General features: G+C 70.5%; 21 protein-coding genes. 11 read left to right on the forward strand and 10 right to left on the reverse strand.

All coding sequences use genetic code 11. The annotated features are described in order from the left end of the window. Nucleotides 1-7: 7 nt before the first annotated feature. Nucleotides 8-1,588, reverse strand: coding sequence for a globin domain-containing protein (locus ACIQD7_RS21660; RefSeq protein ID WP_402443793.1), 1,581 nt, complete (start codon nt 1,586-1,588; stop codon nt 8-10). On the opposite strand from ACIQD7_RS21660, the gene ACIQD7_RS21665 reads away from it, so the two are divergent. From ACIQD7_RS21665 to ACIQD7_RS21675, 3 genes are all read left to right on the forward strand, one after another. Continuing rightward, nucleotides 1,559-2,422, forward strand: a complete 864-nt coding sequence (locus ACIQD7_RS21665) for a GNAT family N-acetyltransferase (protein WP_402443513.1) — start codon at nt 1,559-1,561, stop codon at nt 2,420-2,422. The two genes, ACIQD7_RS21660 and ACIQD7_RS21665, sit on opposite strands and share 30 nt — an antisense overlap. Before the next feature lie 226 nt (nt 2,423-2,648). After that, nucleotides 2,649-3,107, forward strand: a complete 459-nt coding sequence (locus tag ACIQD7_RS21670; RefSeq protein ID WP_121830680.1) for a MarR family winged helix-turn-helix transcriptional regulator — start codon at nt 2,649-2,651, stop codon at nt 3,105-3,107. A gap of 37 nt (nt 3,108-3,144) precedes the next feature. Next, the gene (locus ACIQD7_RS21675; RefSeq protein ID WP_402443516.1) at nt 3,145-3,597 is read left to right on the forward strand and encodes a GNAT family N-acetyltransferase; all 453 of its coding nucleotides are present in this window, start codon (nt 3,145-3,147) and stop codon (nt 3,595-3,597) included. Nucleotides 3,598-3,662: 65 nt separating this feature from the next. Here ACIQD7_RS21675 and ACIQD7_RS21680 read toward each other — a convergent pair whose 3' ends face one another. Further along, nucleotides 3,663-5,045 carry a serine hydrolase domain-containing protein gene (locus tag ACIQD7_RS21680; RefSeq protein WP_402443518.1) on the reverse strand — a complete coding sequence of 461 codons (1,383 nt, stop codon included), beginning with the start codon at nt 5,043-5,045 and terminating at the stop codon, nt 3,663-3,665. Nucleotides 5,046-5,124: 79 nt separating this feature from the next. Then, nucleotides 5,125-5,439: a hypothetical protein gene (locus ACIQD7_RS21685; RefSeq protein ID WP_402443520.1), complete on the reverse strand. Its 315-nt coding sequence runs from the start codon at nt 5,437-5,439 to the stop codon at nt 5,125-5,127. A gap of 173 nt (nt 5,440-5,612) precedes the next feature. Between ACIQD7_RS21685 and ACIQD7_RS21690 the strand changes: the two genes are divergently transcribed. Continuing rightward, the gene (locus ACIQD7_RS21690; protein WP_402443522.1) at nt 5,613-6,335 is read left to right on the forward strand and encodes a DUF6193 family natural product biosynthesis protein; all 723 of its coding nucleotides are present in this window, start codon (nt 5,613-5,615) and stop codon (nt 6,333-6,335) included. 105 nt (nt 6,336-6,440) lie between these two features. On the opposite strand, the gene dnaB is transcribed toward ACIQD7_RS21690, so the two are convergent. Continuing rightward, nucleotides 6,441-7,901, reverse strand: a complete 1,461-nt coding sequence (gene dnaB, locus ACIQD7_RS21695) for a replicative DNA helicase (protein WP_063885203.1) — start codon at nt 7,899-7,901, stop codon at nt 6,441-6,443. Nucleotides 7,902-8,340: 439 nt separating this feature from the next. On the opposite strand from dnaB, the gene ACIQD7_RS21700 reads away from it, so the two are divergent. Beyond that, nucleotides 8,341-9,678: an MATE family efflux transporter gene (locus ACIQD7_RS21700; RefSeq protein ID WP_402443524.1), complete on the forward strand. Its 1,338-nt coding sequence runs from the start codon at nt 8,341-8,343 to the stop codon at nt 9,676-9,678. Between the two features lie 142 nt (nt 9,679-9,820). Here ACIQD7_RS21700 and rplI read toward each other — a convergent pair whose 3' ends face one another. The 4 genes from rplI to rpsF all read right to left on the reverse strand — a co-directional run bounded on the left by rplI (nt 9,821) and on the right by rpsF (nt 11,532). Then, on the reverse strand, nt 9,821-10,267 hold the full coding sequence (gene rplI, locus ACIQD7_RS21705) for a 50S ribosomal protein L9 (protein WP_121830685.1): 447 nt from the start codon (nt 10,265-10,267) through the stop codon (nt 9,821-9,823). Between the two features lie 18 nt (nt 10,268-10,285). After that, the gene (gene rpsR / locus ACIQD7_RS21710) at nt 10,286-10,522 is read right to left on the reverse strand and encodes a 30S ribosomal protein S18 (protein ID WP_005315025.1); all 237 of its coding nucleotides are present in this window, start codon (nt 10,520-10,522) and stop codon (nt 10,286-10,288) included. A 57-nt stretch (nt 10,523-10,579) separates the two neighbouring features. Beyond that, nucleotides 10,580-11,167, reverse strand: a complete 588-nt coding sequence (locus ACIQD7_RS21715; protein ID WP_402443526.1) for a single-stranded DNA-binding protein — start codon at nt 11,165-11,167, stop codon at nt 10,580-10,582. Between the two features lie 74 nt (nt 11,168-11,241). Beyond that, nucleotides 11,242-11,532: a 30S ribosomal protein S6 gene (rpsF, locus tag ACIQD7_RS21720; protein WP_015034882.1), complete on the reverse strand. Its 291-nt coding sequence runs from the start codon at nt 11,530-11,532 to the stop codon at nt 11,242-11,244. Between the two features lie 295 nt (nt 11,533-11,827). Here rpsF and ACIQD7_RS21725 point away from each other — a divergent pair, with 295 nt between their 5' ends. From ACIQD7_RS21725 to ACIQD7_RS21735, 3 genes are all read left to right on the forward strand, one after another. Next, on the forward strand, nt 11,828-12,130 hold the full coding sequence (locus ACIQD7_RS21725) for a hypothetical protein (RefSeq protein WP_121830687.1): 303 nt from the start codon (nt 11,828-11,830) through the stop codon (nt 12,128-12,130). Nucleotides 12,131-12,340: 210 nt separating this feature from the next. Beyond that, on the forward strand, nt 12,341-13,459 hold the full coding sequence (locus tag ACIQD7_RS21730) for a peptidoglycan bridge formation glycyltransferase FemA/FemB family protein (protein WP_351970613.1): 1,119 nt from the start codon (nt 12,341-12,343) through the stop codon (nt 13,457-13,459). Nucleotides 13,460-13,561: 102 nt separating this feature from the next. Then, nucleotides 13,562-14,593, forward strand: a complete 1,032-nt coding sequence (locus ACIQD7_RS21735; protein ID WP_121830689.1) for an alanine racemase — start codon at nt 13,562-13,564, stop codon at nt 14,591-14,593. A gap of 44 nt (nt 14,594-14,637) precedes the next feature. Here the strand turns inward: ACIQD7_RS21735 and ACIQD7_RS21740 are convergent, their stop codons facing one another. Both ACIQD7_RS21740 and ACIQD7_RS21745 read right to left on the reverse strand, forming a co-directional pair. Next, nucleotides 14,638-16,140, reverse strand: coding sequence for a glycosyltransferase family 87 protein (locus ACIQD7_RS21740; protein ID WP_402443529.1), 1,503 nt, complete (start codon nt 16,138-16,140; stop codon nt 14,638-14,640). A gap of 113 nt (nt 16,141-16,253) precedes the next feature. Further along, nucleotides 16,254-19,016: a transglycosylase domain-containing protein gene (locus ACIQD7_RS21745; RefSeq protein ID WP_402443531.1), complete on the reverse strand. Its 2,763-nt coding sequence runs from the start codon at nt 19,014-19,016 to the stop codon at nt 16,254-16,256. Between the two features lie 367 nt (nt 19,017-19,383). Between ACIQD7_RS21745 and ACIQD7_RS21750 the strand changes: the two genes are divergently transcribed. From ACIQD7_RS21750 to ACIQD7_RS21760, 3 genes are all read left to right on the forward strand, one after another. Further along, complete coding sequence (locus tag ACIQD7_RS21750; protein WP_121830692.1) at nt 19,384-20,064, forward strand: PadR family transcriptional regulator; 681 nt, start codon at nt 19,384-19,386, stop codon at nt 20,062-20,064. Nucleotides 20,065-20,113: 49 nt separating this feature from the next. Then, entirely contained in the window at nt 20,114-21,196 is a 1,083-nt protein-coding gene (locus tag ACIQD7_RS21755; protein WP_402443533.1) for an inositol-3-phosphate synthase, read from the forward strand. A 73-nt stretch (nt 21,197-21,269) separates the two neighbouring features. Further along, nucleotides 21,270-22,529, forward strand: coding sequence for an MFS transporter (locus ACIQD7_RS21760; RefSeq protein WP_402443535.1), 1,260 nt, complete (start codon nt 21,270-21,272; stop codon nt 22,527-22,529). Nucleotides 22,530-22,689 lie beyond the last annotated feature (160 nt).

The following is a 22,689-nucleotide window of genomic DNA, read 5'->3' on the forward strand; positions in this document are numbered from 1 at the left end:
GTCCGGTCTAGCCGGACGTCGCGGGGGCCAGCTCGGCGAGGAAGTCGTGGCGGATGCGCTCCGAGGGGACTCCCGCGCCCCGCAGCGCGTCCACCCCGCGCCGGACCATGCCCAGCGGACCCGAGAGGTAGGCGTCGCGCTCGCCCCAGGGCCCGTAGCGGCAGACCGCGTCCGGGAGGTGCCCCTGCGCCCCGGTGACCGGGTGGACGGAGAGCCACGGGAAGGTCTTCTGGAGCCTCAGCATCGTGTCGATGTCGTAGAGGTCGTGACCGCTGCGCGCCCCGTAGAAGACGTCGACCGGCCGCCGGTCCCCGTGCTCGGCGACGTCCTCGACCAAGGCCTTGATCGGCGCTATCCCCGTACCGCCGCCCAGGCAGAGCAGACCGGTGTCCGTGGAGTGGTCGACCGTCATGGAGCCGCTCGGCGGCCCGAGCCGCAGCACGTCCCCGGGGCGCGCCCGGTGGACCAGCGCGTTGGACACCCAGCCGGCCGGGACGGCCTTCACGTGGAGGGAGAGCAGCCCGTCCGGCCGCGGCGCCGAGGCGAAGGAGTAGTGGCGCCAGATCCGCGGCCACCACGGGGTCTCCAGCGTCGTGTACTGCCCGGCGAGGAAGGGGTAGGGCTGGTCGGGCCGGAGCGTGACGACGGCGACGTCCGGGGTGCGCAGGTCGTGGGAGACCACCTCGGCGTGCCACTGGGCGGGGGCGGTCCGCTCGTCCTCCGCCGCCGCGTCGATCATGATCTGGGAGATCGTCGTGTACGTGCGCACCCAGGCCGCCTGGGTCGCGTCGTCCCAGGTCGTCGCGTACCGGGCGAGGGCGCCGACGAGGGCCTCGCCGACGGCCGGGTAGTGGGTGGAGTGGGTGCCGTACTTCCGGTGCCCCCTGCCGAGGTTCTGCAGGTACGCGGTGAGGACCGGGGCGTCGTCCATGTGCTCGGCCGCCGTCAGCAGGGCCTTGAGCAGCCGGTCCCTCTGGGTGTCCATGGCGACGGGGAACATGTCGCGCAGCCCGGGGTGCCGTACGAAGAGCAGGGCGTAGAAGTACGAGGTCACCCGGTCGGCGATCGGTGCGATCTCCGCCAGGGTGCGGCGGACGAGGACCGCGTCGGCGGAGGGTCCTCGGGAGATCGGGGGTTCCTTCCCGTCCACCGGCGGGGGTTCGTGCTCGTCCGCGTCCTTCGCGTCCGTCGTGGTGGTCGGAGCATCCATCATGTGCCTCGCCTCATGCCGGCCGGGCTTCCGTGAACGCAGCATGAGGGGTCCGACCGCCTTCGGGGACGGAAAGTGGTGTTCTCGGTCCATAGGGCCGGTTTTCTGGCTAGGCTGCGCTGTTTTGGGCCGGGGTTCTTCCGGTGGACGGTCAGGGCTCCTCCGGGGGGTCGGAGTCGGGCCGGGATCGGTTCCGGGCGGGCTGGAGTCAGGGTCGGGTCGTCCGCTCCGGGTTTCACGTGAAACATCGTCCGTATGCCACGGGACGGGACGAACACACCTCTCGGGGCCGACCGGATCCGGTAAAGCAGTGGACGGAGGATCACGGCGTCGGAGAGCCTGAAAGACATGCCGATTTCTCCCCCCGCCCTCGCACAGCTCCCCGTCCGGCGCCTCACCCACGACGACCTCCTCGCCTGCGCCGACCTCTCCGAGAACCGGGGATGGCCTCGTGAGGAGCACAAGTGGGGCTTCCTGCTCACCGCCGGCACCGGGTACGGCATCGACGACCCCGCGGGGAAGGGGCTGCTCGCCTGCTGCGTGGTCACCTCGTACGGACCGGGGCTGGCCGCGATCGGCATGGTGCTCGTCGCCGAGCGGTACGCGCGCCAAGGGGTGGGACGCCGGCTCATGCGGTACATCCTGGAGGAGGCCGGGGACACCCCGCTCACCCTGCACGCCACGCCGAACGGGCAGCCCCTCTACGAACAGCTGGGCTTCACGCAGACGAGCCGTGCGGAGATGGTGCGCGGGCGCTTCACCTTCACCACGCCCGCCCCGGCCGTCCCGGTCCGCCCGGCGACGGCGGAGGACCTCCAGGCGATCCTCCGCCTGGACCTGGAGGTCTTCGGCCTCGACCGCACCCCGGTGATCACCCGGCTCCCCGCCTTCGCGGACCACCTCCGGGTCGCGGAGGAGGACGGCGAGATCACGGGCTTCGCGGCGGCCTGGCCCAACATGGACACCCATGTCGTCGGACCGCTGATCGCCCGGGACCCGGCCACGGCCAAGGCCCTGATCGCCTCCCTGGCCGCCGCCACCGACCGGCCCCTGCGCACGGACATCGACGTGCGCCACACGTCCCTGCTGAGCTGGGCGAAGGAGAACGGCATCGACGCGATCGCCACGAACGCGGTGATGGTCCGCTCCCTGCCGGACCTCCCCGGCGACTGGCGCCGCCGTTTCGCCCCTCTCACGGTCGCGGCGGGCTAGGCCTCGGTACGGACCCGGCCCGGGACGGACTGGACCGGCCCGGAGCCGGGCGGCACGGCCCTCGCGCCCGGCTCCGGGCCTCCGGGCCTCCGGGCCTCCGGGCCTCCGGGCCTCCGGGCCTCCGGGCCTCCGGGGCAGATTTACTTGCAGACGCGCATTATTGCGTTTCATCCTTTACCCTGGGATCCGAGCCACTCCGGTGCCGAGGAGAGACCGAGGAGAAAGCATGACCGCGACGGACCCCGCCCTCACCGCGCTCTCCCAGCGCTGGTGCGCCCTCTCCCTGCTGCACGGCAGGATCGAGTCCCACATCGAGCGCGCCCTGGAATCCCGTCACGGTCTGAGCGTGCGGGAGTACTCGCTGCTCGACGTCCTCAGCCGCCAGCACAGCGGCCCCGGCGGCCACCTCCAGATGAAGCAGGTCGCCGACGCGGTCGTGCTCAGCCAGAGCGCCACCACCCGGCTCGTCACCCGGCTCGAAGACCGCGGTCTGCTCACCCGGTACCTCTGCGCCACCGACCGGCGCGGCATCTACACCGACGTGACCGAGGAGGGCCTGAAGCTCCTCGAAGAGGCCCGCCCCACCAACGACAGCGCCCTGCGTGAGGCCCTCGACGAAGCGGCCGAGAACCCCGAGCTGGCCCCGCTGGTCCAGGTCGTGGAGGGCGTGGGCACCCCCGCCTGACCCCGGCGCGGAAACGGTCGGACGTACCCTGCATCGCATGAGCGATCTTGAGATACGTCCGACCACCGTCGAAGACCTCCCGGCCGTCGTCGCCCTGCTCGCCGACGACCCCCTGGGCACGCAGCGCGAATCTCCCGACGACCTCGCCCCGTACCTCGCCGCCTTCGAGCGTCTGGCGAACGACCCCCACCAGCTTCCCGTGGTGGCCGTCCGCGAGGACAAGGTCGTCGGCACCCTTCAGCTGACGATCGTCCCGGGGCTCTCCCGTCGGGGGACCACCCGTTCGATCATCGAGGCCGTCCGCGTCCACGCCGACGAGCGCGGCAGCGGCCTCGGGACACGGCTCGTCGAGTGGGCCGTCGAGGAGTCCGGCCGACAGGGGTGCAGCCTCGTCCAGCTGACCTCCGACGCCACCCGTACCGATGCCCACCGCTTCTACGAGCGGCTCGGTTTCGAGGCGTCCCACGTGGGCTTCAAGAAGTCCCTCTGACTCTCCCGCCCGGTGCGCCGTTTCACGTGAAACCGGGTGTTTCACGTGAAACGGCCGCCCGGGGTTCAGAGGCCGCGCCAGCCCGCCTCGTCCACGCCTCCCGGCACCGCGTCACCCGGCGCGTACGGCTCGCGGGTGAAGACGAAGGAGCCGAGGTCGAGATGGCTCACGCTTCCGTCGGGGCGGCGCACCACCCGAAGCGTCTCCCCCTCGTAGTAGCCGTTCAGGCCGACCCAGCCGCCGTCGGGCAGTGCCCGGAACCGGGCCCGCCGTCCGGCGCCCCGCAGGGGTTCGAGCACCACACCGCGCTCGGGACCGAGCCGCAGTCCGTAGGCGTACGTGCCCCAGTACCAGGGCCCGGTCAGGGACAGCAGCTCCTCGTCGACCTCCGCCTCGGGTAGGGGGCGCCACGGCTCCGGGAGCCTCGGCTCGGCCTCCGCCACGATCCGTACGAGATCGGCGGCCACGGCCCCCACCAGCGGCCCCGAGGTGGCGTTGGAGAGGGCGATCCCCGCGAGGCCGTCCTCCACGCTCACCCACAGGCAGGCGACGAAGCCCGGCAGGGAGCCGGTGTGGCCGATCAGGGTCCGACCGTCCCTGCGCAGGAGCTGGAGTCCGAGCCCGTAGCCGCCCTCCCATTCCCCCTCGCCGGCCGGGGAGGCCGGAGCGCGCATCTCCGCCACGGAGGCCGCGCCGAGCACCCGGTCGTCCCCCTCCGCGAGAAAGGCGGCGAACCGGGCGAGGTCGGCCGCCGTCGACCAGAGCTGTCCCGCCGGTGCCATCAGACCGAGGTCCTCGGACGGTTCGGGCAGCATCACGTCGGCCCAGGGGTGCACCGCCCAGCCACCGGCGTGCGGAGCCACCGGATCGACCGTCGTACGGTCCATCCCCAGCGGCTCCAGGATCTCGTGCCGCAGCACCTCCTCCCAGGGCCGTCCGCGCAGCTCCTCGACCAGTGAACCGAGCAGGGTGTAGCCGGGGTTGGAGTAGTGGTGGCGGTGCCCCGGCGACCGGAGGAAGGGGCGCTCGCCCAGGACGTCGGAGAGCTCCGGCCGCAACGCCGCGGACGAACGCTCCCACCACGCGCCGGGCGTCTCGGCCGCGAGACCACCGCTGTGGGTGAGGAGTTGAGCGATCGTCACCTCACCGACGCCCGTCCCCTTGAGGTGCCGCTCCAGCGGATCGTCCAGTCGGAGGATCCCCTCGTTCCGCAGCCGCATCACCAGAACGGCGGTGAACACCTTGGTGATCGAGCCGATCCTGAACTGCGTGTCGGCGTCGGGCGCGTGACCGTCCACGCAGCTGCGCGATCCGCTCCACACCAGTGCCCCGTCACGGACCACCGCCCCCACGAAGGAGGGCGTCCGCCCTTCGGTCTGGGCCACCGCGACCCGGTGCAGCAGGGCCCGTTCGGTCCCGGGCAGCAGAGCTTCGAAAGATGTCGTCATGGCCCCCATCCAACGCGATCCCGCACCCCGGCGGCCCCGGGACAGGACGGGCGGCATTCCCCCACGGCCGCTCCAGGGGTCAGGACGGCCGAGCCGCGATCTCCCGGCGGGCCGCGTCCCAGACCTCCTCGAACCGGTCGGAGGTCAGCTCCTCGGGGTCGTGGCCCTCCCACTCCGAGACGGACAGCTCAGCCGTGATCCCGAACCTGCCCTCGTACTCGGCGAGGCGGCCCGCCTCTTGGGCCCGCTGCCATTCTTCGAGGGAAGCGGCCGCGATCGGAGTCGCCGCCGGGCCCTGGAGCTCGACCTGCCGGGTCACCCAGCCTTCGGCGTCGACCTCGAAGTAGAACCAGATGTCTTCCTCGTCCCAGTAACAGCGCATCCATGTCGTCACCGGCCCATGATGACGAAGTCCACCGACCTCACGGACATGGCCCCACGGACAGGCCTCACGGTCATGGCGGATTCCCCGTCACGGGGGGGCAGACTGCCCCGGTGACCTCGAACGCGACGCCTTCCGCCCGGCATGAGCCACGCACGGCCGATGCTTCCCTGTACCCGGACCTGGTGTCCGCCGGCAGCTTCGCCGGAGCACTGGAGGCCGTGGCCGCCGACCTCGGCCTCTCCCTGGGCGGGGTTCTCGTGGACGCTTCGGACCCGCTCCGGTCGGCAGGCGTCGAGAGCACGGTGGCCGACCGGAAGGCATGCTGGATCGGCCTGGGGTCCGAGGAGCGGTGGTTCTTCTTCAGCGGCTGGTGCAGGGGAGTGCAGCTGGTCTCGGGGGCGACGCGGGACCTGGGCGAGATGGCACGGGCCCTGGAGGCGTGGCGGAAGGGCCTGAGCCTCGCGGAGATCCGCGAGGTGAGCCCGTTCGTCGAGGTCGGCGAGCTGGCCGAAGCCCATGAGAAGGGCCCGGCCGAGGCGGTCGCGCTGACCTGGCGCCGACTCGTGGAAGGGCTGCGCCAGGAGTCGGACCGCCTGGGATTCGCCGCTCGGATGCTGCAGGTCGCCGAGCTCGCGCACGCCGAACCACGCCTGCGCCGACTGCTTCCGTTCAGCAGCCACTGGTCGCTTCATTTCAGCACCCGCACCGGGTATCCGTACCCGCGTGACGTGCCGTTCGTCGTTCCGCTGAGCGACGGAGGATTCCGGGTCCACGGCCCCTCGCGGGGAACGGTGCTCGGCGAGGCGGACACCGCCGAGCAGGCGGTCGCTCTGGTGGTGAGCGGACTTCCGGCGAACTGCGGACCGGCGGTCGCCGGCACCGCCGACGACCAACGGCCTTCGTAGCGCTCGCCCCCCGCCCGGCCTCCGTGACGGCCGGACCGCGATCCGACGAGCCCGGACGGGACTCGTGGCCCCCGAGGCCGGACACGAGACCCCGCGCCGGGCCCGTCAGGTCTGGGCCATGTCCACGAAGCGGGAGTAGTGGCCCTGGAAGGCGACGGTGATCGTGGCCGTCGGGCCGTTTCGGTGCTTGCCGACGATGATGTCCGCCTCGCCCGCGCGCGGGGACTCCTTCTCGTAGGCGTCCTCGCGGTGCAGCAGGATCACCATGTCGGCGTCCTGCTCGATCGAGCCGGACTCACGCAGGTCGGAGACCATCGGCTTCTTGTCGGTGCGCTGCTCGGGGCCACGGTTCAGCTGGGAGAGCGCGATCACCGGCAGTTCCAGCTCCTTGGCGAGGAGCTTGAGGTTTCGCGACATGTCGGAGACCTCTTGCTGACGGCTCTCCTGGCGCTTCGAACCGCCCGACTGCATGAGCTGGAGGTAGTCGATGATGACGAGTTTGAGGCCGTTGCGCTGCTTGAGCCGCCGGCACTTCGCCCGGATCTCCATCATCGACAGGTTGGGCGAGTCGTCGATGTAGAGGGGGGCCTGGGAGACGTCCGGCATCCGGCGGGCCAGGCGCGTCCAGTCCTCGTCGGTCATCGTGCCGGAGCGCATGTGGTGAAGCGCGACCCGGGCCTCGGCCGAGAGCAGGCGCATCGCGATCTCGTTGCGGCCCATTTCGAGGGAGAAGATGACGCTGGGCAGGTTGTGCTTGATGGAGGCCGCGCGGGCGAAGTCCAGGGCGAGCGTCGACTTACCCATGGCGGGACGGGCCGCGATGATGATCATCTGACCGGGGTGCAGTCCGTTGGTCAGCGAGTCGAGGTCGGTGAAGCCGGTCGGCACACCGGTCATCTCGCCGCTGCGGGAGCCGATCGCCTCGATCTCGTCGAGCGCCCCCTCCATGATGTCGCCGAGCGGCAGGTAGTCCTCGGTGGTGCGCTGCTCGGTGACCGCGTAGATCTCGGCCTGGGCCGAGTTCACGATCTCGTCGACGTCCCCGTCGGCCGCGTACCCCATCTGCGTGATCTTGGTGCCCGCCTCCACGAGCCGGCGCAGGACGGCGCGCTCGTGGACGATCTCGGCGTAGTACGAGGCGTTGGCCGCGGTCGGCACCGACTGGACCAGGGTGTGGAGGTAGGAGGCTCCGCCGACCCGGGTGATCTCGCCGCGCTTGGTGAGCTCGGCGCCGACCGTGATCGGGTCGGCCGGCTCGCCCTTGGCGTAGAGGTCGAGGATCGCCGCGTACACGGTCTCGTGCGCGGGCTTGTAGAAGTCGTTGCCCTTGATGATCTCCACGACGTCCGCGATGGCGTCCTTGGAGAGCAACATGCCGCCGAGGACGGACTGCTCGGCGTCGAGGTCCTGCGGGGGGACACGCTCGAACCCGGAGAGTCCGCCGTCCCAGGGGCCTTCGCCGCCCCGCTCGTGCTGGTCGTCGCGCCCGCGGCCGCGACCGCGTTCGCCCCGGGTACGGGTGGGCAGCCGGTCGCTCGGTCCGCTGTCGGCCCAGGGGTCGTCCAGGGCCTCGGGAACGCTCACCAAGCCACCTCCTCCGTCCGCTCCGCGGACCTAGCCGTGCCACTCTTTCACGCCACGGACCTGATCAGAGAGTGGCTTCGCGACCGCTTCCGGGACGTCGGGCGACGGACCAGGGTAGGCCTGTGGAGAGCTCCAGCCAATCCGGTTATCCACAGGCCCTGTGGGTGAACGCCCCAATGCTGTGGAGAACTTGCCGGATCCTGTGCACAGAGCGGGGGACAGCCTTGTGGACAAACTCATACCGCTCTCCACACCACCCATGTGACCTGGCCTTTTGCCATCCACCGGCTGTGGGGGAGAAAAACTTTTCCTCCCGGGCCAAGATCAGAACAAACGGCCCACATCCGGAGCCCCCCGCTCTCCACAGGTAAGGGTCATAGACACCTTGTATCTGTTACCTGTGGAAGATTAGATTGCTCCCATGAGTCAGGCTCCCCCGACCCCCAAGGCCGTCCGTCGTCAGCACGACCGCGAGATCGTCTCCCTCGCCCTGCCGGCCTTCGGCGCCCTCGTCGCCGAGCCGCTCTTCCTCATGGTCGACAGCGCCATCGTCGGCCACCTCGGCACCCCCCAGCTCGCGGGCCTCGCGATCGCCGCGGCCCTCCTCTCCACCGCCGTCAGCGTCTTCGTCTTCCTCGCCTACGCCACCACGGCGGCCGTCGCCCGGCGCGTGGGCGCGGGCGACCTCCCGGCCGCCATCCGGCAGGGCATGGACGGCATCTGGCTCGCGCTCCTCCTCGGCACCGCCGTCGTCGCCCTGACCCTGCCGGCCGCGCCCTGGCTCGTCGACGTCTTCGGCGCCTCCGACACCGCCGCCCCCCACGCCGTCACCTACCTCCGGATCTCCAGCCTCGGCATCCCCGCCATGCTGGTCGTCCTGGCCGCCACCGGCGTCCTGCGCGGCCTCCAGGACACCCGTACCCCGCTCTACGTGGCGATCGGCGGCTTCGCGGCCAACGGCGTGCTCAACGTCGTCCTGGTCTACGGAGCCGGGCTCGGCGTCGCCGGCTCCGCCTGGGGCATGGTCATCGCCCAGTGCGGCATGGCCGTCGCGTACCTCACCGTGGTCGTGCGGGGCGCCCGCCGCCACGGCGCCTCCCTGCGCCCCGACGCGTCCGGCATCCGGGCGTCCGCCCGGGCCGGCGTCCCGCTCCTCGTCCGTACGCTCTCGCTCCGGGCGGTCCTGATGATCGCCACGGCCGTCGCCGCCCGGCTGGGGGACACCGAGGTCGCCGCCCACCAGATCATCCTGTCCCTGTGGAGCCTGATGGCCTTCGCCCTCGACGCGATCGCCATCGCGGGCCAGGCCATCATCGGCCGCTACCTCGGCGCGGACGACCCGGACGGGGCCCGGCAGGTCTGCCGCCGCATGGTTCAGTGGGGCGTGGTCTCCGGAGTGGTGCTCGGCGCGCTCCTGGTCCTCGCCCGGCCCCTGTTCATCCCGCTCTTCACCGGCGACACCGCGGTCCAGGACGCCCTGCTCCCGGCCCTGCTCGTGGTCGCGGTCTCCCAGCCGATCGCCGGGGTGGTCTTCGTCCTCGACGGCGTCCTCATGGGCGCGGGAGACGGCCCCTACCTGGCCTGGGCCATGCTGCTGACCCTCGCCGTCTTCGCCCCGGTCGCCCTGCTGATCCCGGCCCTCGGCGGCGGGCTCACCGCGGTGTGGTGGGCGATGACGCTGATGATGACGGTCCGGATGCTGACGCTCTGGCTCCGCTCCCGCTCGGGCCGCTGGATCGTCACGGGCGCCACCCGCTGACCCCCTGCGCTTCCCGTTTCACGTGAAACGGGGGAAGGCCGCCGCCGACACCGGAGAAGGCGCCCGACACGGCGGAAGGGCCGCACCCCAAGGGGTACGGCCCTTCCTTCATGCGCGAGCACATGCACTGCCAGGGGCAGCGTTACGCGGCGACGACCTCGACGCCGAGCTTCGCGGCGACCTCGGGGTGCAGACGCACGGACACCTGGTGCGAGCCCAGGGTCTTGATCGGCGAACCGAGCTCGACGCGACGCTTGTCGACGTCCGGGCCACCCGCGGTCTTGATCGCCGATGCGATGTCGGCCGGGGTCACGGAGCCGAAGAGACGGCCGGCGTCGCCGGAGCGAACGGCCAGACGGACCTTCGTGCCCTCGAGGCGGGCCTTGATCTCGTTGGCCTGCTCGATGGTCGCGATCTCGTGGATCTTGCGGGCGCGGCGGATCTGCGCCACGTCCTTCTCGCCACCCTTGGTCCAGCGGATCGCGAAACCGCGCGGGACCAGGTAGTTGCGAGCGTAGCCGTCCTTGACGTCGACGACGTCGCCAGCGGCGCCGAGGCCGGAAACCTCGTGGGTCAGGATGATCTTCATTGGTCGGTCACCCTTTCCTTATCGCGCGGTGGACGTGTAGGGCAGCAGCGCCATCTCACGGCTGTTCTTGACGGCCGTGGCGACGTCACGCTGGTGCTGCGTGCAGTTGCCGGTCACGCGGCGGGCACGGATCTTGCCGCGGTCGGAAATGAACTTCCGCAGCATGTTCGTGTCCTTGTAGTCCACGTACGCGGTCTTGTCCTTGCAGAACGCGCAGACCTTCTTCTTAGGCTTGCGCACAGGCGGCTTCGCCATGGTGTTTCTCCTGTGTGATCAAGAAGTTTTGGGTACGAGCTGCTTCGAGGGCGTGCCCTAGAAGGGGGGCTCGTCCGAGTAGCCGCCGCCGGAGTTCCCACCCCAGCCGCCACCGCCGCCACCGGCCTGCTGGCCGCCGCCGGAGGGAGCGCCGGTCGCCCACGGGTCGTCGGCGGGAGCACCGCCGCCACCCTGCTGGCCACCGCCGGAGTTTCCACCCCAGCCGCCACCGCCGCCGGCCTGCTGGCCGCCGCCGCCGTATCCACCCTGGCCGCCGCGACCGGTGGTCTTGGTGACCTTGGCCGTGGCGTTCTTGAGGCTGGGGCCGACTTCCTCGACGTCCAGCTCGTAGACCGTGCGCTTGACGCCCTCACGGTCCTCGTAGGACCGCTGCTTCAGCCGGCCCTGCACGACGACGCGCATGCCTCGCTGGAGCGACTCGGCGACGTTCTCCGCCGCCTGACGCCAGACCGAGCAGGTGAGGAAGAGGCTCTCGCCGTCCTTCCACTCGTTGGTCTGGCGGTCGAAGGTGCGGGGGGTGGACGCGATACGGAACTTCGCGACCGCCGCACCGGACGGGGTGAAGCGCAGCTCGGGGTCGTCGACAAGATTGCCGACGACCGTGATGACGGTCTCGCCTGCCATGGGGGAACCTCTCGGCGGGATTGCTTCTGGCTGCTGTGTTGCTACTCGGACCCGATGACCTCTGAGCTAGAAGCTCAGTGGGTCTCGGGACGGAGGACCTTGGTCCGGAGGACCGACTCGTTCAGGTTGAGCTGTCGGTCGAGCTCCTTGACGACCGCAGGCTCGGCCTGCAGGTCGATGACCGAGTAGATGCCCTCGGGCTTCTTCTTGATCTCGTAGGCGAGACGACGACGGCCCCAGGTGTCGACCTTCTCGACCTTTCCGTTGCCCTCACGGACGACGGAGAGGAAGTTCTCGATCAGCGGGGAGACAGCGCGCTCCTCGAGATCGGGGTCGAGGATGACCATCACCTCGTAGTGACGCATGTGGAACCCACCTCCTTTGGACTCAGCGGCCACGGTCGTTCCGTGGCAGGAGGGTCGTGATGCGTGAACAACGGTATCCGCCACCACTGACAGTCCCCCTCGCCGAACGGGTCGGACGAGGAGCACCGCCGGGATCCCGGGAGGGACCTGGGCAGACACCGGTGCAGACCGTACAGCGTACCCGTACAACCGCTTCCGGTTGAAATTCCCAGGTGAAGGGACGCAATCTGTACACAACGGATGTCGGCGGCGCTACGATGCGCCGCCTTCCGGCAAGCACGCCAGGAGGTGCCCCATGGCACAGGCAATGCGACGCGACCCCGGCCACTCCCTCTTCGCCACCGACGGCAAACCCCACCCGCTCCAGGACACCCTGGTCGGCGTGACGCTGGTGCTCGGCGTCCTCGCCTTCGTCACCGCGCAGTTCCACAGCCTCCACCTGCTCAGCTCCTGGGCGGGCCTGATCGGGATCCTGACCGGCGGATACGGCCAGTTCATCTCCGCGACGACCCGCGAGCGCTTCCTCCTGATCGTCGGCCTCGGCGCGGCGGCGGTCGGCTTCTACCTCGGCATGGCCCACGGCGGCCTCTTCGGCTGACCCCGGACGCCGGAAGACCGCCGGACGGTCCCGGGAGGACCGCCCGGCGGAACCGGACCCGTCCGGCGGACCCCTGGGGCCGATCGGACGAGCCCCCCGGCACGTCAGGGCCCGTACGGACATCCGGGGCGCTCCCCGGTCACAGTAGGCTTCGGCGCGAGAGCCGGAGCCCCTGACCGATGGGGACACACCTGCCGAGGAGCGCCCCGCATGAGCCTGACCCTGAGGACCATCAGCCGTGAGCAGCATCTGGCGTACATCCAGAGCCAGCCCGCCGCGAGCCACTGTCAGGTCCCGGCCTGGGCCGATGTGAAGACCGAGTGGCGCTCGGAGAACCTCGGCTGGTTCGACAGGAGCGGCGAGCTCGTCGGCGTCGGCCTGGTGCTCTACCGCCAGCTCCCGAAGATCAAGCGCTACCTGGCCTACCTGCCCGAGGGCCCGGTCATCAACTGGCACGCGCCCAACCTCGACGACTGGCTGCAGCCGATGCTGGCGCACCTCAAGCAGCAGGGCGCCTTCTCCGTGAAGATGGGCCCGCCGGTCGTCATCCGCCGCTGGGACTCGGCCGCCATCAAGTCCGGCATCCAGAACCCGGACGTCAAGCGCCTCAAGGACGTCGAGGCCAGCCACATCGAGCCGCGCGCCTTCGAGGTCGCGGACCGGCTGCGGAAGATGGGCTGGCAGCAGGCCGAGGACGGCGGCGCCGGCTTCGGCGACGTGCAGCCCCGCTACGTCTTCCAGGTGCCGCTCGCGAACCGCTCGCTCGACGACGTCCTCAAGGGCTTCAACCAGCTGTGGCGCCGCAACATCAAGAAGGCCGAGAAGGCTGGCGTCGAGGTCGTCCAGGGCGGCTACGAGGACCTGGCCGAGTGGCAGCGGTTGTACGAGATCACGGCCGTCCGCGACCACTTCCGGCCGCGCCCGCTCTCGTACTTCCAGCGCATGTGGACCGTCCTCAACAGCGAGGACCCCAACCGCATGAGGCTGTACTTCGCCCGGCACAACGGGGTGAACCTCTCCGCCGCGACCATGCTCGTCGTCGGCGGGCACGTCTGGTACTCCTACGGCGCCTCCGACAACATCGGGCGCGAGGTCCGGCCCTCGAACGCGATGCAGTGGCGGATGCTGCGCGACGCCTACGCGATGGGCGCGACCGTCTACGACCTGCGGGGCATCTCGGACTCCCTCGACGAGACCGACCACCTCTTCGGCCTCATCCAGTTCAAGGTGGGCACGGGCGGCGAGGCCGTCGAGTACGTCGGCGAGTGGGACTTCCCGCTGAACAAGCTGCTGCACAAGGCGCTCGACATGTACATGTCCCGGCGCTGACCGGCCGGGCGCGCGGCACGGCACGGCGCCGTGGCGCGCGGTTCCGTACCCTCGTACACACCTGTGACTCATCGCTGCCATCAGAAAGGTTCCGGGCCGGCCATGGCGCTCTCCCTGTACGTCGACACCGCTCGCTGGCGGGCGCACCAGAAGTCGGTCATCGACCGGTTCCCCGGCCTCATCCCCGTCTGCAAGGGCAACGGCTACGGCTTCGGGCACGAGCGGCTCGCGGACGAGGCGGCCCGGTTCGGCGCCGACATGCTCGCCGTGGGCACCACGTACGAGGCCGCGCGGATCAAGGACTGGTTCAGCGGCGACCTGCTGGTCCTCACCCCCTTCCGCCGGGGCGAGGAACCGGTTCCGCTGCCCGACCGGGTGGTGCGCTCGGTGTCCTCCGTGGACGGCGTCCACGCCCTGGTGGGCGCCCGGGTCGTGATCGAGTGCATGAGTTCGATGAAGCGGCACGGCGTGCGCGAGGAGGAGCTCCACCAGCTCCACGCCGCCATCGAGGACGTGCGCCTGGAGGGCTTCGCCCTCCACCTCCCGCTGGACCGCCCGGACGGCACCGACGCCGTCGAGGAGGTCATCGCCTGGATGGACCGGCTGCGGAACGCCCGGCTGCCGCTGCACACCATGTTCGTCAGCCACCTGCGGGCCGAGGAGCAGGCCCGGCTCCAGCAGCAGTTCCCGCAGACGCGTTTCCGCGCCCGCATCGGCACCCGGCTCTGGCTGGGCGACCACGAGGCCACGGAGTACCGGGGCGCGGTCCTCGACGTGACCCGGGTCTCCAAGGGCGACCGGTTCGGCTACCGCCAGCAGAAGGCCGCGTCGGACGGCTGGCTGGTCGTCGTCGCCGGCGGCACCTCGCACGGCGTGGGCCTGGAGGCGCCCAAGGCGATGCACGGCGTCATGCCGCGCGCCAAGGGCGTGGCGCGGGCCGGTCTCGCCACCGTCAACCGGAACCTGTCGCCGTTCGTGTGGGCCGGGAAGCAGCGCTGGTTCGCCGAGCCGCCGCACATGCAGGTGTCGATCCTGTTCGTGCCCGCCGACGCCCAGGAGCCCCGGGTCGGCGACGAGCTCGTGGCGCACCTGCGCCACACCACGACGCAGTTCGACCGGCTCGTCGAGCGCTGACCGTCCGGTCCGGGGCCCTCGGGCCCCGGACCGGTGACGGCCGTTCAGTCCCGGGGGCCCCGCTCCTCGGGAGCGCCCCACCGCACCCGTTGCGCCTCCTCGGAGGCCGGGACCGCGTGCCGGGCCGGGTGCCCCGCGCCGCCCGCCGCGAAGACGTCCTCCGCGCCGTCCAGGACGCCGCCCGAGGGGTCGTCCGAACCGTCCTGCCGGACCGGGTCCTTCTCGGGCGCCAGGATGTCGCGCACGACCATCGCGCACAGGTACAGGGTGCCGAGCAGGTGCAGGACGATCGCGAACTGGTAGCCCTCCACCGGCAGGCCCTGCTTGTTGCCGCTGGTCGTGAACGCCAGGTACATCCAGACGCCCAGGAAGTACATGACCTCGCACGCCTGCCAGATCAGGAAGTCGCGCCAGCGCGGCCGGGCGAGGACCGCCAGCGGGACGAGCCACAGCACGTACTGCGGCGAGTAGACCTTGTTGACGAGGACGAACGCGGCGACGACCAGGAAGGCCAGCTGGACGAAGCGGGGCCTGCGGGGCGCCGTGAACGCCAGGTAGGCGAGGGCGATGACGGCCATGCCCATCAGGAGCAGCGCGTACAGGTTGGCCCGGTCGGGCGGGATCGAGGTGCCCGTGCGCTGGCCGACCAGCAGCCAGACCGAGCCGAAGTCGACGTTCCGCTGCCTGCTGAAGACGTAGAACTGCTTCCACCCCTCCGGCGCGAGCAGCATCACCGGCAGGTTCACGACCAGCCAGGCCCCCGCGAAGCCGAGCACCGCGGCCCCGTACTCCCGCCACTTCCCGGCCCGGCAGCAGACCAGCAGCAGCGGCAGGAGGATCAGGACCGGATAGAGCTTGGCGGCCGTGGCCAGGCCCAGCAGGATCCCGAAGGCCACCGGACGGCTTCGCGCCCACATGAGGACGGCGGCGGCGGTCAGCGCGACGGCCAGCAGGTCCCAGTTGATCGTGGCCGTGAGCGCCACCGCGGGCGCCAGGGCGACCAGGAGCCCGTCCCAGGGGCGCAGGCGGTGCGTCCTGGCCACGCAGACCGCCAGGACGGCCGCGCAGACCATCAGCAGGCCGGCGTTGGCCAGCCAGTACGCCTGCTCGCGCTCCGCCGTCTCGCCGCCGCCCGGCGTCAGCCAGGCCGCGACCTCCATGAAGAGCCCGGTCAGGACGGGGTACTCCAGGAACGGTATGTCGCCGGCCAGCCGGTCGAAGTAGGGGACAAGGCCGTCCGCGAAGCCCCGCCCGGAGAACAGGTGCGGGATGTCCGAGTAGCAGGCGTGCGTGTACTGGGAGGTCGTCCCCCGGAACCAGGCCCAGTTGTAGCAGGGCAGCTTCTGCACCATGCCCAGCGCGAACATGCCGATGGCCACGAGGGCGATCACCCGTACCGGGGACAACTTTCCGGTGCCGGGCAGCGCCCGGCGGCCGTAGGGGCCGCCGATCAGTTCGCTGCCCGCGGCGGCCACCTCGTCCCGGTGGGTGGGGATGACCGTCTGCGAGCGCTCCCGAGGCGCGCTCGTCTTCTGGAGGCTCGGCATGGGGGACATCCTGCCGTACGTCCCCGGGAAAACGGCGGGGGCCGCCGCGGCCGGCCCCGTACGGAAGGTACGGAGCGGCCGCGACGGCCCCCGAGGAGTGCTGCCGGCGGAGGTTAGGGGGCCCAGGCCCCGTCGCCGGGCCTGTTCCCGCCGGGCCTGCCGCCGCCGTCGTCCGTCGGCGTGTCGGTCGGCTCCGGCTCGCCGGTGTTCGTCGGCGTGCCCGTGGGCTCCCCGGTGTTGCCGCCCGGGTCACCCGGGTTGTAGCAGTCCGGGTCCCAGATGCTGCACGTCGTCTTGGTCGGCTTCGGCGACTTGGTCGGCGTCGGGGGAGTCGTCGACGGGGTGGTCGGGGGAGTCGTCGACGGGGTGACGGTCTCGGTCGGCGTCGGGGAGGCCGTCTCCGTCTCGGTCGGCGTCGGCGTGGGCGTCGGGCTCGTCGCACCGCCGCCGTAGACCGACTCGGCGCCCTCCAGCTTCTCCGGCTCGGGGAACTTCACCTTCGGGTCGTTCTTGACGGCCTCGGACATGTAGTCCTGCCAGATCTCCGAGGGGAACGACGAACCGTGGATCGTGTCACGGCCACCGGTGCCGTACATCTTCTCGAACTTGCGGTCCTTCTTGGTGTCGTCGTCGTCGTAGCGGTACATGTCGATCGCCGTCGCCAGCTGCGCGGTGTAGCCCACGAACCAGGCCGAGCGGTTGTCATCGGTCGTACCGGTCTTGCCGGCCACGGCGCGCCCGGGGAGCCGCGCCTTCCTGCCGGTGCCCTCGTCGTCGTCCACGACGTCCCGGAGGACGTCGGTGACGTTGTTGGCGATGGCCGGGGAGAAGGCCTGGTCGGTCTTCGCCTCGTGCTCGTGGATGGTCTCGCCGTTCTTGACCACCTTCCGCACGGAGTAGGGGTCGTTCTGCTTGCCCTGGTTGGCGAAGGTCGCGTAGGCGCCGGCCATGCGGATGGCGCTCGGACTGGAGATACCGAGGGAGAACGAGGGGACCTCGCCCTTGACGAGCGAGCTCTCCAGCAGGCCGGCGCGGACGGCGGCGTCCCGGACCTTGTCGATGCCGACGTCCATGCCGAGCTGCACGTAGGGCGAGTTGGCGGACTTGATCATGGCCCGGCGCAGGGAGATGTTGCCGTAGTTCTCCTGGCCGTCATTGGTCTGGCGCCACTCCTTGCCCTCTTCGTTGTGCCAGATCTCGCCGTTGTACTTCCGGACCGTCAGACCGTTCTTGCCGGAGTAGCGGCTCTTGTCCGGGTCCACGATCGTGCGGGTGGAGGCGTCCTGCTCCGGGTCCAGCTTCGGGTCCCGTACGCCGTCCTTCATCGCGGCGGCGAGCACGAAGGGCTTGAAGGTCGATCCGACCATGGCGCCGGTGGCGTCGGCGTTGTTGGTGAAGTGCTTGGTCGCGTCGACGCCGCCGTAGATGGCGGCGATCTCTCCCGTGTCCGTGTCGACGGAGGCGCCGCCGAACTGAACGTGCGTGTCCGTCTTGGGACGCTTCTCGGGGTCGATGTTCTCCTTCAGGACCTTCTGGACCGACTTCTCGAGCGCGGCCACCTTGCGCTTGTCGAAGGTCGTGTAGATCTGGTAGCCGCCTCGCTCCAGTTCCTTCTCGTCGAGGCCGAACTGGGTCTTGATGTTCGCCTTGGCGGTCCTGACGAGGTAGCCGATCTGACCGGTCAGGTTGGCGCTCTGACCGGGCTTCTGGATCTTGGGGAAGGTCGTGTACTTCGCCCGCTCCTCGGACGAGATCTTCCCGTCCTTCTGCATCTCGTCGAGGATCCAGCTCCACCGCTTGGTGGCCCGCTCGGTGTTCTTCTCGGCCGTGGCGTTCGGGTCGATCTCGGGGTAGCCGGCAGGGTCGTAGTACGTCGCGCCCTTCAGGACCGAGGCGAGCAGGGCCGCCTGGCTGGGGTTGAGGCTGTCGGCGTCCGTGTTGAAGTAGGCGCGGGAGGCCGCCTGGATGCCGTAGGCACCGCGCCCGTAGTACGCGGTGTTCAGGTAGCCGGCCATGACGTCCTTCTTGTCGACCTCGTTGCCGACCTTCATGGCGATGAAGAACTCCTTCGCCTTGCGGGTCAGGGTCTGCGACTGGTCGTCGAGGAGGTTGTTCTTCACGTACTGCTGGGTGATCGTCGAACCGCCCTGGGTCTGGCCGCCCTTGGCCATGTTCCACACGGCACGTCCCATACCCTTCGGATCGATGCCGGAGTCGTCCCAGAAGGTCTTGTTCTCCGCGGATACCACCGCGTTCTGCATGTGCTTCGAGATCTTCGGGAGGGTGACGATCTGCCGGTTGGCGCCGTCACCCGTCGCGACCATGCGGGTGCCGTCGGCCCAGTAGTAGATGTTGTTCTGCGACTTCGCGGTGTCGGCCTCCTTGGGGATCTCCACCTTCGAGTACGCGAAGGCCGACACGCCCATCAGGCTCGCCACGAAGAAGAGGAACGTGCCCGTCACGAGCCGCCACGAGGGCAGCCAGCGGCGCCAGCCGTACTTGTCGTGACGCGGGTAGTCGATGAACCGCTTCTTGCCCGGTCCGCGGCCCTCGGGGCCGCCCCCGGGCCCGCGCCCCCCACCGCCGCCACCGCGTCGGCCGCCACCGGATCCGCCGGGGCCGCCGGGACCGGAGCCGGCTCCCTTCCGGCGGCTGCCGCGCTGGGCGGCACGGCGGGCCTCCGCACGCCCCCCGTAGGGACGCTGCTCACCCCCGTGGGAGGAAGGAGGCCCGTAGGAGGCCGAAGGAGCCCCCGTACCCACGTCTTGAACCGGGGCCGACCTGCGGCCCACCGGCTGCTGGGCAGCGCGCCGTGCCGCCGCGCGTCCACCCGTCGGTGGCTGCTGCTGCGGCGCTTTGCGACGATGCTCGCTCATCGAACGACTACTCCTCGGGCAGGCGAGTACGCCTGGAAGCGGCAGTTGAGTTCCGGTCCCCCCGAAATGCGCACGGCCGGGACCCATCGGAGGTCCCCCCGTACCGCAGCCGGTCACCCGCAGCACTGACGCCCCACGGCGTCGCTCGGTTCCCGGTGATCTGCATCCGCACAGACTACGCACGGCCATAAACCGCCTAGGGCCGGACTTCACCCCAAATCAGGCAAGTCGACTGCTGTGAATTGAGGATGTGACGCCGGTCACGACGGGTCCACTTGTCGCCACAGGACGGCCGTTCTATCGTGCTGATGTATCGAGTCGATACATCAGCACGGCATAAGGGCACCGGCAGCGGAGGAGGCGACAGATGAGCAGACGCTCCGGCATCCTCGAATTCGCCGTCCTCGGCCTCCTGCGGGAGGCCCCGATGCACGGATACGAGCTGCGGAAGCGGCTCAACACCTCGCTGGGCGTCTTCCGGGCCTTCAGCTACGGAACGCTGTACCCCTGCCTCAAGACGCTGGTCGCAAACGGCTGGTTGATCGAGGAACCGGGCAGCGCCCCCGAGGACACCCTCGCCGCGTCGCTCGCGGGACGCCGGACCAAGATCGTCTACCGGCTGACCCCGGAAGGTAAGGAGCACTTCGAGGAGCTCCTCTCCCACACCGGGCCGGACTCCTGGGAGGACGAGCACTTCGCCGCTCGCTTCGCCTTCTTCGGGCAGACCGAGCGCGAAGTGCGGATGCGCGTCCTCGAAGGACGCCGCAGCCGGCTGGAGGAGCGCCTGGAGAAGATGCGCGCCTCCCTGGCCAGGACCCGCGAGCGCCTCGACGACTACACGCTTGAGCTGCAGCGCCACGGCATGGAGTCCGTGGAGCGCGAAGTGCGCTGGCTGAACGAGCTCATCGAGAGCGAGCGGGCGGGGCGGGACCGGCGGTCCGGCCCCGGAGCCGCCGCTCTGCACGACAACGATTCTGGAGAAACGGGCGGCCTGCCCCGGCACGGGGGCAGTACCCGGCCGGATCCGTCCGACGACACCACCACGTGAATCCCCGCACACAGCAGGGCTTCACACGATCACACAGGGAGCAACCGGAATGGGTTCGGTTCGCGTAGCCATCGTCGGCGTGGGCAACTGCGCCGCCTCGCTGGTCCAGGGCGTCGAGTACTACAAGGACGCCGACCCGGCGACCAAGGTGCCCGGCCTGATGCACGTCCAGTTCGGCGAGTACCACGTCGGTGACGTCGAGTTCGTCGCCGCCTTCGACGTCGACGCGAAGAAGGTCGGCCTCGACCTCTCCGACGCCATCGGCGCCAGCGAGAACAACACCATCAAGATCTGCGACGTCCCGAGCAAGGGCGTCACGGTCCAGCGCGGCCACACCCTCGACGGTCTCGGCAAGTACTACCGCCAGACCATCGAGGAGTCCGCCGAGGAGCCGGTCGACGTCGTCCAGATCCTCAAGGACCGCCAGGTCGACGTTCTCGTCTGCTACCTTCCGGTGGGCTCCGAGGAGGCCGCGAAGTTCTACGCGCAGGCCGCCATCGACGCCAAGGTCGCCTTCGTCAACGCCCTCCCGGTCTTCATCGCCGGCACCAAGGAGTGGGCGGACAAGTTCACCAAGGCCGGTGTCCCGATCGTCGGCGACGACATCAAGTCGCAGGTCGGCGCGACCATCACGCACCGCGTGATGGCGAAGCTGTTCGAGGACCGCGGTGTCCGTCTCGAGCGCACCATGCAGCTCAACGTCGGCGGCAACATGGACTTCAAGAACATGCTCGAGCGCGAGCGCCTGGAGTCCAAGAAGATCTCCAAGACGCAGGCCGTCACCTCGCAGATCCCCGACCGCGAGCTGGGCGAGAAGAACGTCCACATCGGCCCGTCGGACTACGTGGCCTGGCTGGACGACCGCAAGTGGGCGTACGTGCGCCTCGAGGGCCGCGCCTTCGGCGACGTTCCGCTGAACCTGGAGTACAAGCTCGAGGTGTGGGACTCCCCGAACTCGGCCGGTGTCATCATCGACGCCCTGCGCGCCGCGAAGATCGCCAAGGACCGGGGCATCGGCGGCCCCATCCTCTCGGCGAGCTCGTACTTCATGAAGTCCCCGCCGGTGCAGTACTTCGACGACGAGGCCCTGGCCAACGTCGAGAAGTTCATCAAGGGCGAGGTCGAGCGCTGAGCGCGCAGCACGCCTGACGATCGAGGGCCCCGGGCACTGCCCGGGGCCCTCCTCGTATGTGAGTCTTGCTGCCATGTCCGTCGTACGTGATCTGCGCGTACTCCTGCGCCTGACGAACTTCCGCCGCCTGCTCGCCGTCCGGCTGCTCTCCCAGTGCGCCGACGGCGTCTACCAGGTGGCCCTGGCCACGTACGTCGTCTTCTCCCCCGAGAAACAGACCTCCCCCACCGCGATCGCCTCCGCCATGGCGGTGCTCCTGCTCCCGTACTCGCTCGTGGGGCCCTTCGCCGGGGTGCTCCTCGACCGCTGGCAGCGGCGCCAGGTCTTCCTGTACGGGAACCTCCTGCGCGCCCTGCTCGCGTGCGGGACCGCGGTGCTCGTCCTCGCCTCCGTGCCCGACTGGCTCTTCTACGCCTCCGCGCTCTCCGTCACGGCCGTCAACCGCTTCGTCCTCGCGGGGCTCTCGGCCTCGCTTCCCCGTGTCGTCGACGACGAACGGCTGGTCGTGGCGAACTCGCTCTCCCCCACCGCCGGCACGCTCGCCGCGACCGTCGGGGGCGGTCTCGCCTTCGGCGTCCGCCTGCTCGCCGACGACTCCGACGCGGCCGTGGTGGCCTTCGGCGCCGTCCTCTACCTCTGCGCCGCCCTCGCCTCCCTGCGGATGTCCCGGGAGCTCCTCGGTCCCGACCCGGAGCTGGTGCCGCAGCGCCTCGGCACGGCCCTGCGGTCGACGGCCCGGGGGCTGGGCGAAGGGCTGCGGCACCTCGCCGAGCGGCGGCCCGCGCTCCGGGCGCTCACCGCGGTGGGCCTCATACGGTTCTGCTACGGCGCCCTGCTCGTCACCGTACTGATGCTCTGCCGCTACACCTGGAGCTCCAGCGAGTCCGAGGGACTCGGCCTCCTCGGCCTCGCCGTCGCCCTGTCGGGGGCGGGTTTCTTCGCCGCCGCGGTCCTCTCCCCGTGGGCGGTCCGCCGCTTCGGGCCCTTCGGCTGGATGACCGTGTGCACGGCGACGGCGGCCGTGCTCGAACCGGCCCTCGGCCTGACCTTCGCCCCCGTGCCCTTCCTCGTCGCCGCCTTCCTCCTCGGACTCATCACCCAGGGAGCCAAGATCGCCACGGACACGGTGGTGCAGACGTCCGTGGACGACGCCTACCGGGGCCGGGTCTTCTCGCTCTACGACGTGCTGTTCAACGTCGCCTTCGTCGGCGCGGCCGGGGTCGCGGCGCTGATGCTGCCGCCCGACGGCCGCTCCGCCCCGCTGATCGTCCTGGTGGCCGTGGTCTACGGATCGATCGCCGTGGCGCTGCGTGGGGAACGCGGGAAGGGGTGATGTTTCACGTGAAACACCGCCCCTCGTCGAGCGCCCGGCGGGGGGGGGGGGGGGGGGGGGGGGGTTGGGGGGCCCCCCCGCCCCGGGGGGGGGGGGGGGGGGGGGGGGGGGGGGGGGGGGCCCGGCCGGGCGGGGGGAAACCCCCCCCGCGTTGCGTACC

The sequence above is a fragment of the Streptomyces sp. NPDC093071 genome (assembly GCF_044754545.1).
Lineage (GTDB): Bacteria > Actinomycetota > Actinomycetes > Streptomycetales > Streptomycetaceae > Streptomyces.

Coding starts and splice junctions, on each gene's coding strand:
- ACIQD7_RS21665 (WP_402443513.1), top strand. CDS start 1,559: ATGCCGATTTCTCCCCCCGCCCTCGCACAGCTCCCCGTCCGGCGCCTC.
- ACIQD7_RS21670 (WP_121830680.1), top strand. CDS start 2,649: ATGACCGCGACGGACCCCGCCCTCACCGCGCTCTCCCAGCGCTGGTGC.
- ACIQD7_RS21675 (WP_402443516.1), top strand. CDS start 3,145: ATGAGCGATCTTGAGATACGTCCGACCACCGTCGAAGACCTCCCGGCC.
- ACIQD7_RS21680 (WP_402443518.1), bottom strand. CDS start 5,045: ATGACGACATCTTTCGAAGCTCTGCTGCCCGGGACCGAACGGGCCCTG.
- ACIQD7_RS21700 (WP_402443524.1), top strand. CDS start 8,341: ATGAGTCAGGCTCCCCCGACCCCCAAGGCCGTCCGTCGTCAGCACGAC.
- rplI (WP_121830685.1), bottom strand. CDS start 10,267: ATGAAGATCATCCTGACCCACGAGGTTTCCGGCCTCGGCGCCGCTGGC.
- rpsR (WP_005315025.1), bottom strand. CDS start 10,522: ATGGCGAAGCCGCCTGTGCGCAAGCCTAAGAAGAAGGTCTGCGCGTTC.
- ACIQD7_RS21715 (WP_402443526.1), bottom strand. CDS start 11,167: ATGGCAGGCGAGACCGTCATCACGGTCGTCGGCAATCTTGTCGACGAC.
- rpsF (WP_015034882.1), bottom strand. CDS start 11,532: ATGCGTCACTACGAGGTGATGGTCATCCTCGACCCCGATCTCGAGGAG.
- ACIQD7_RS21725 (WP_121830687.1), top strand. CDS start 11,828: ATGGCACAGGCAATGCGACGCGACCCCGGCCACTCCCTCTTCGCCACC.
- ACIQD7_RS21730 (WP_351970613.1), top strand. CDS start 12,341: ATGAGCCTGACCCTGAGGACCATCAGCCGTGAGCAGCATCTGGCGTAC.
- ACIQD7_RS21735 (WP_121830689.1), top strand. CDS start 13,562: ATGGCGCTCTCCCTGTACGTCGACACCGCTCGCTGGCGGGCGCACCAG.
- ACIQD7_RS21740 (WP_402443529.1), bottom strand. CDS start 16,140: ATGCCGAGCCTCCAGAAGACGAGCGCGCCTCGGGAGCGCTCGCAGACG.
- ACIQD7_RS21745 (WP_402443531.1), bottom strand. CDS start 19,016: ATGAGCGAGCATCGTCGCAAAGCGCCGCAGCAGCAGCCACCGACGGGT.
- ACIQD7_RS21750 (WP_121830692.1), top strand. CDS start 19,384: ATGAGCAGACGCTCCGGCATCCTCGAATTCGCCGTCCTCGGCCTCCTG.
- ACIQD7_RS21755 (WP_402443533.1), top strand. CDS start 20,114: ATGGGTTCGGTTCGCGTAGCCATCGTCGGCGTGGGCAACTGCGCCGCC.
- ACIQD7_RS21760 (WP_402443535.1), top strand. CDS start 21,270: ATGTCCGTCGTACGTGATCTGCGCGTACTCCTGCGCCTGACGAACTTC.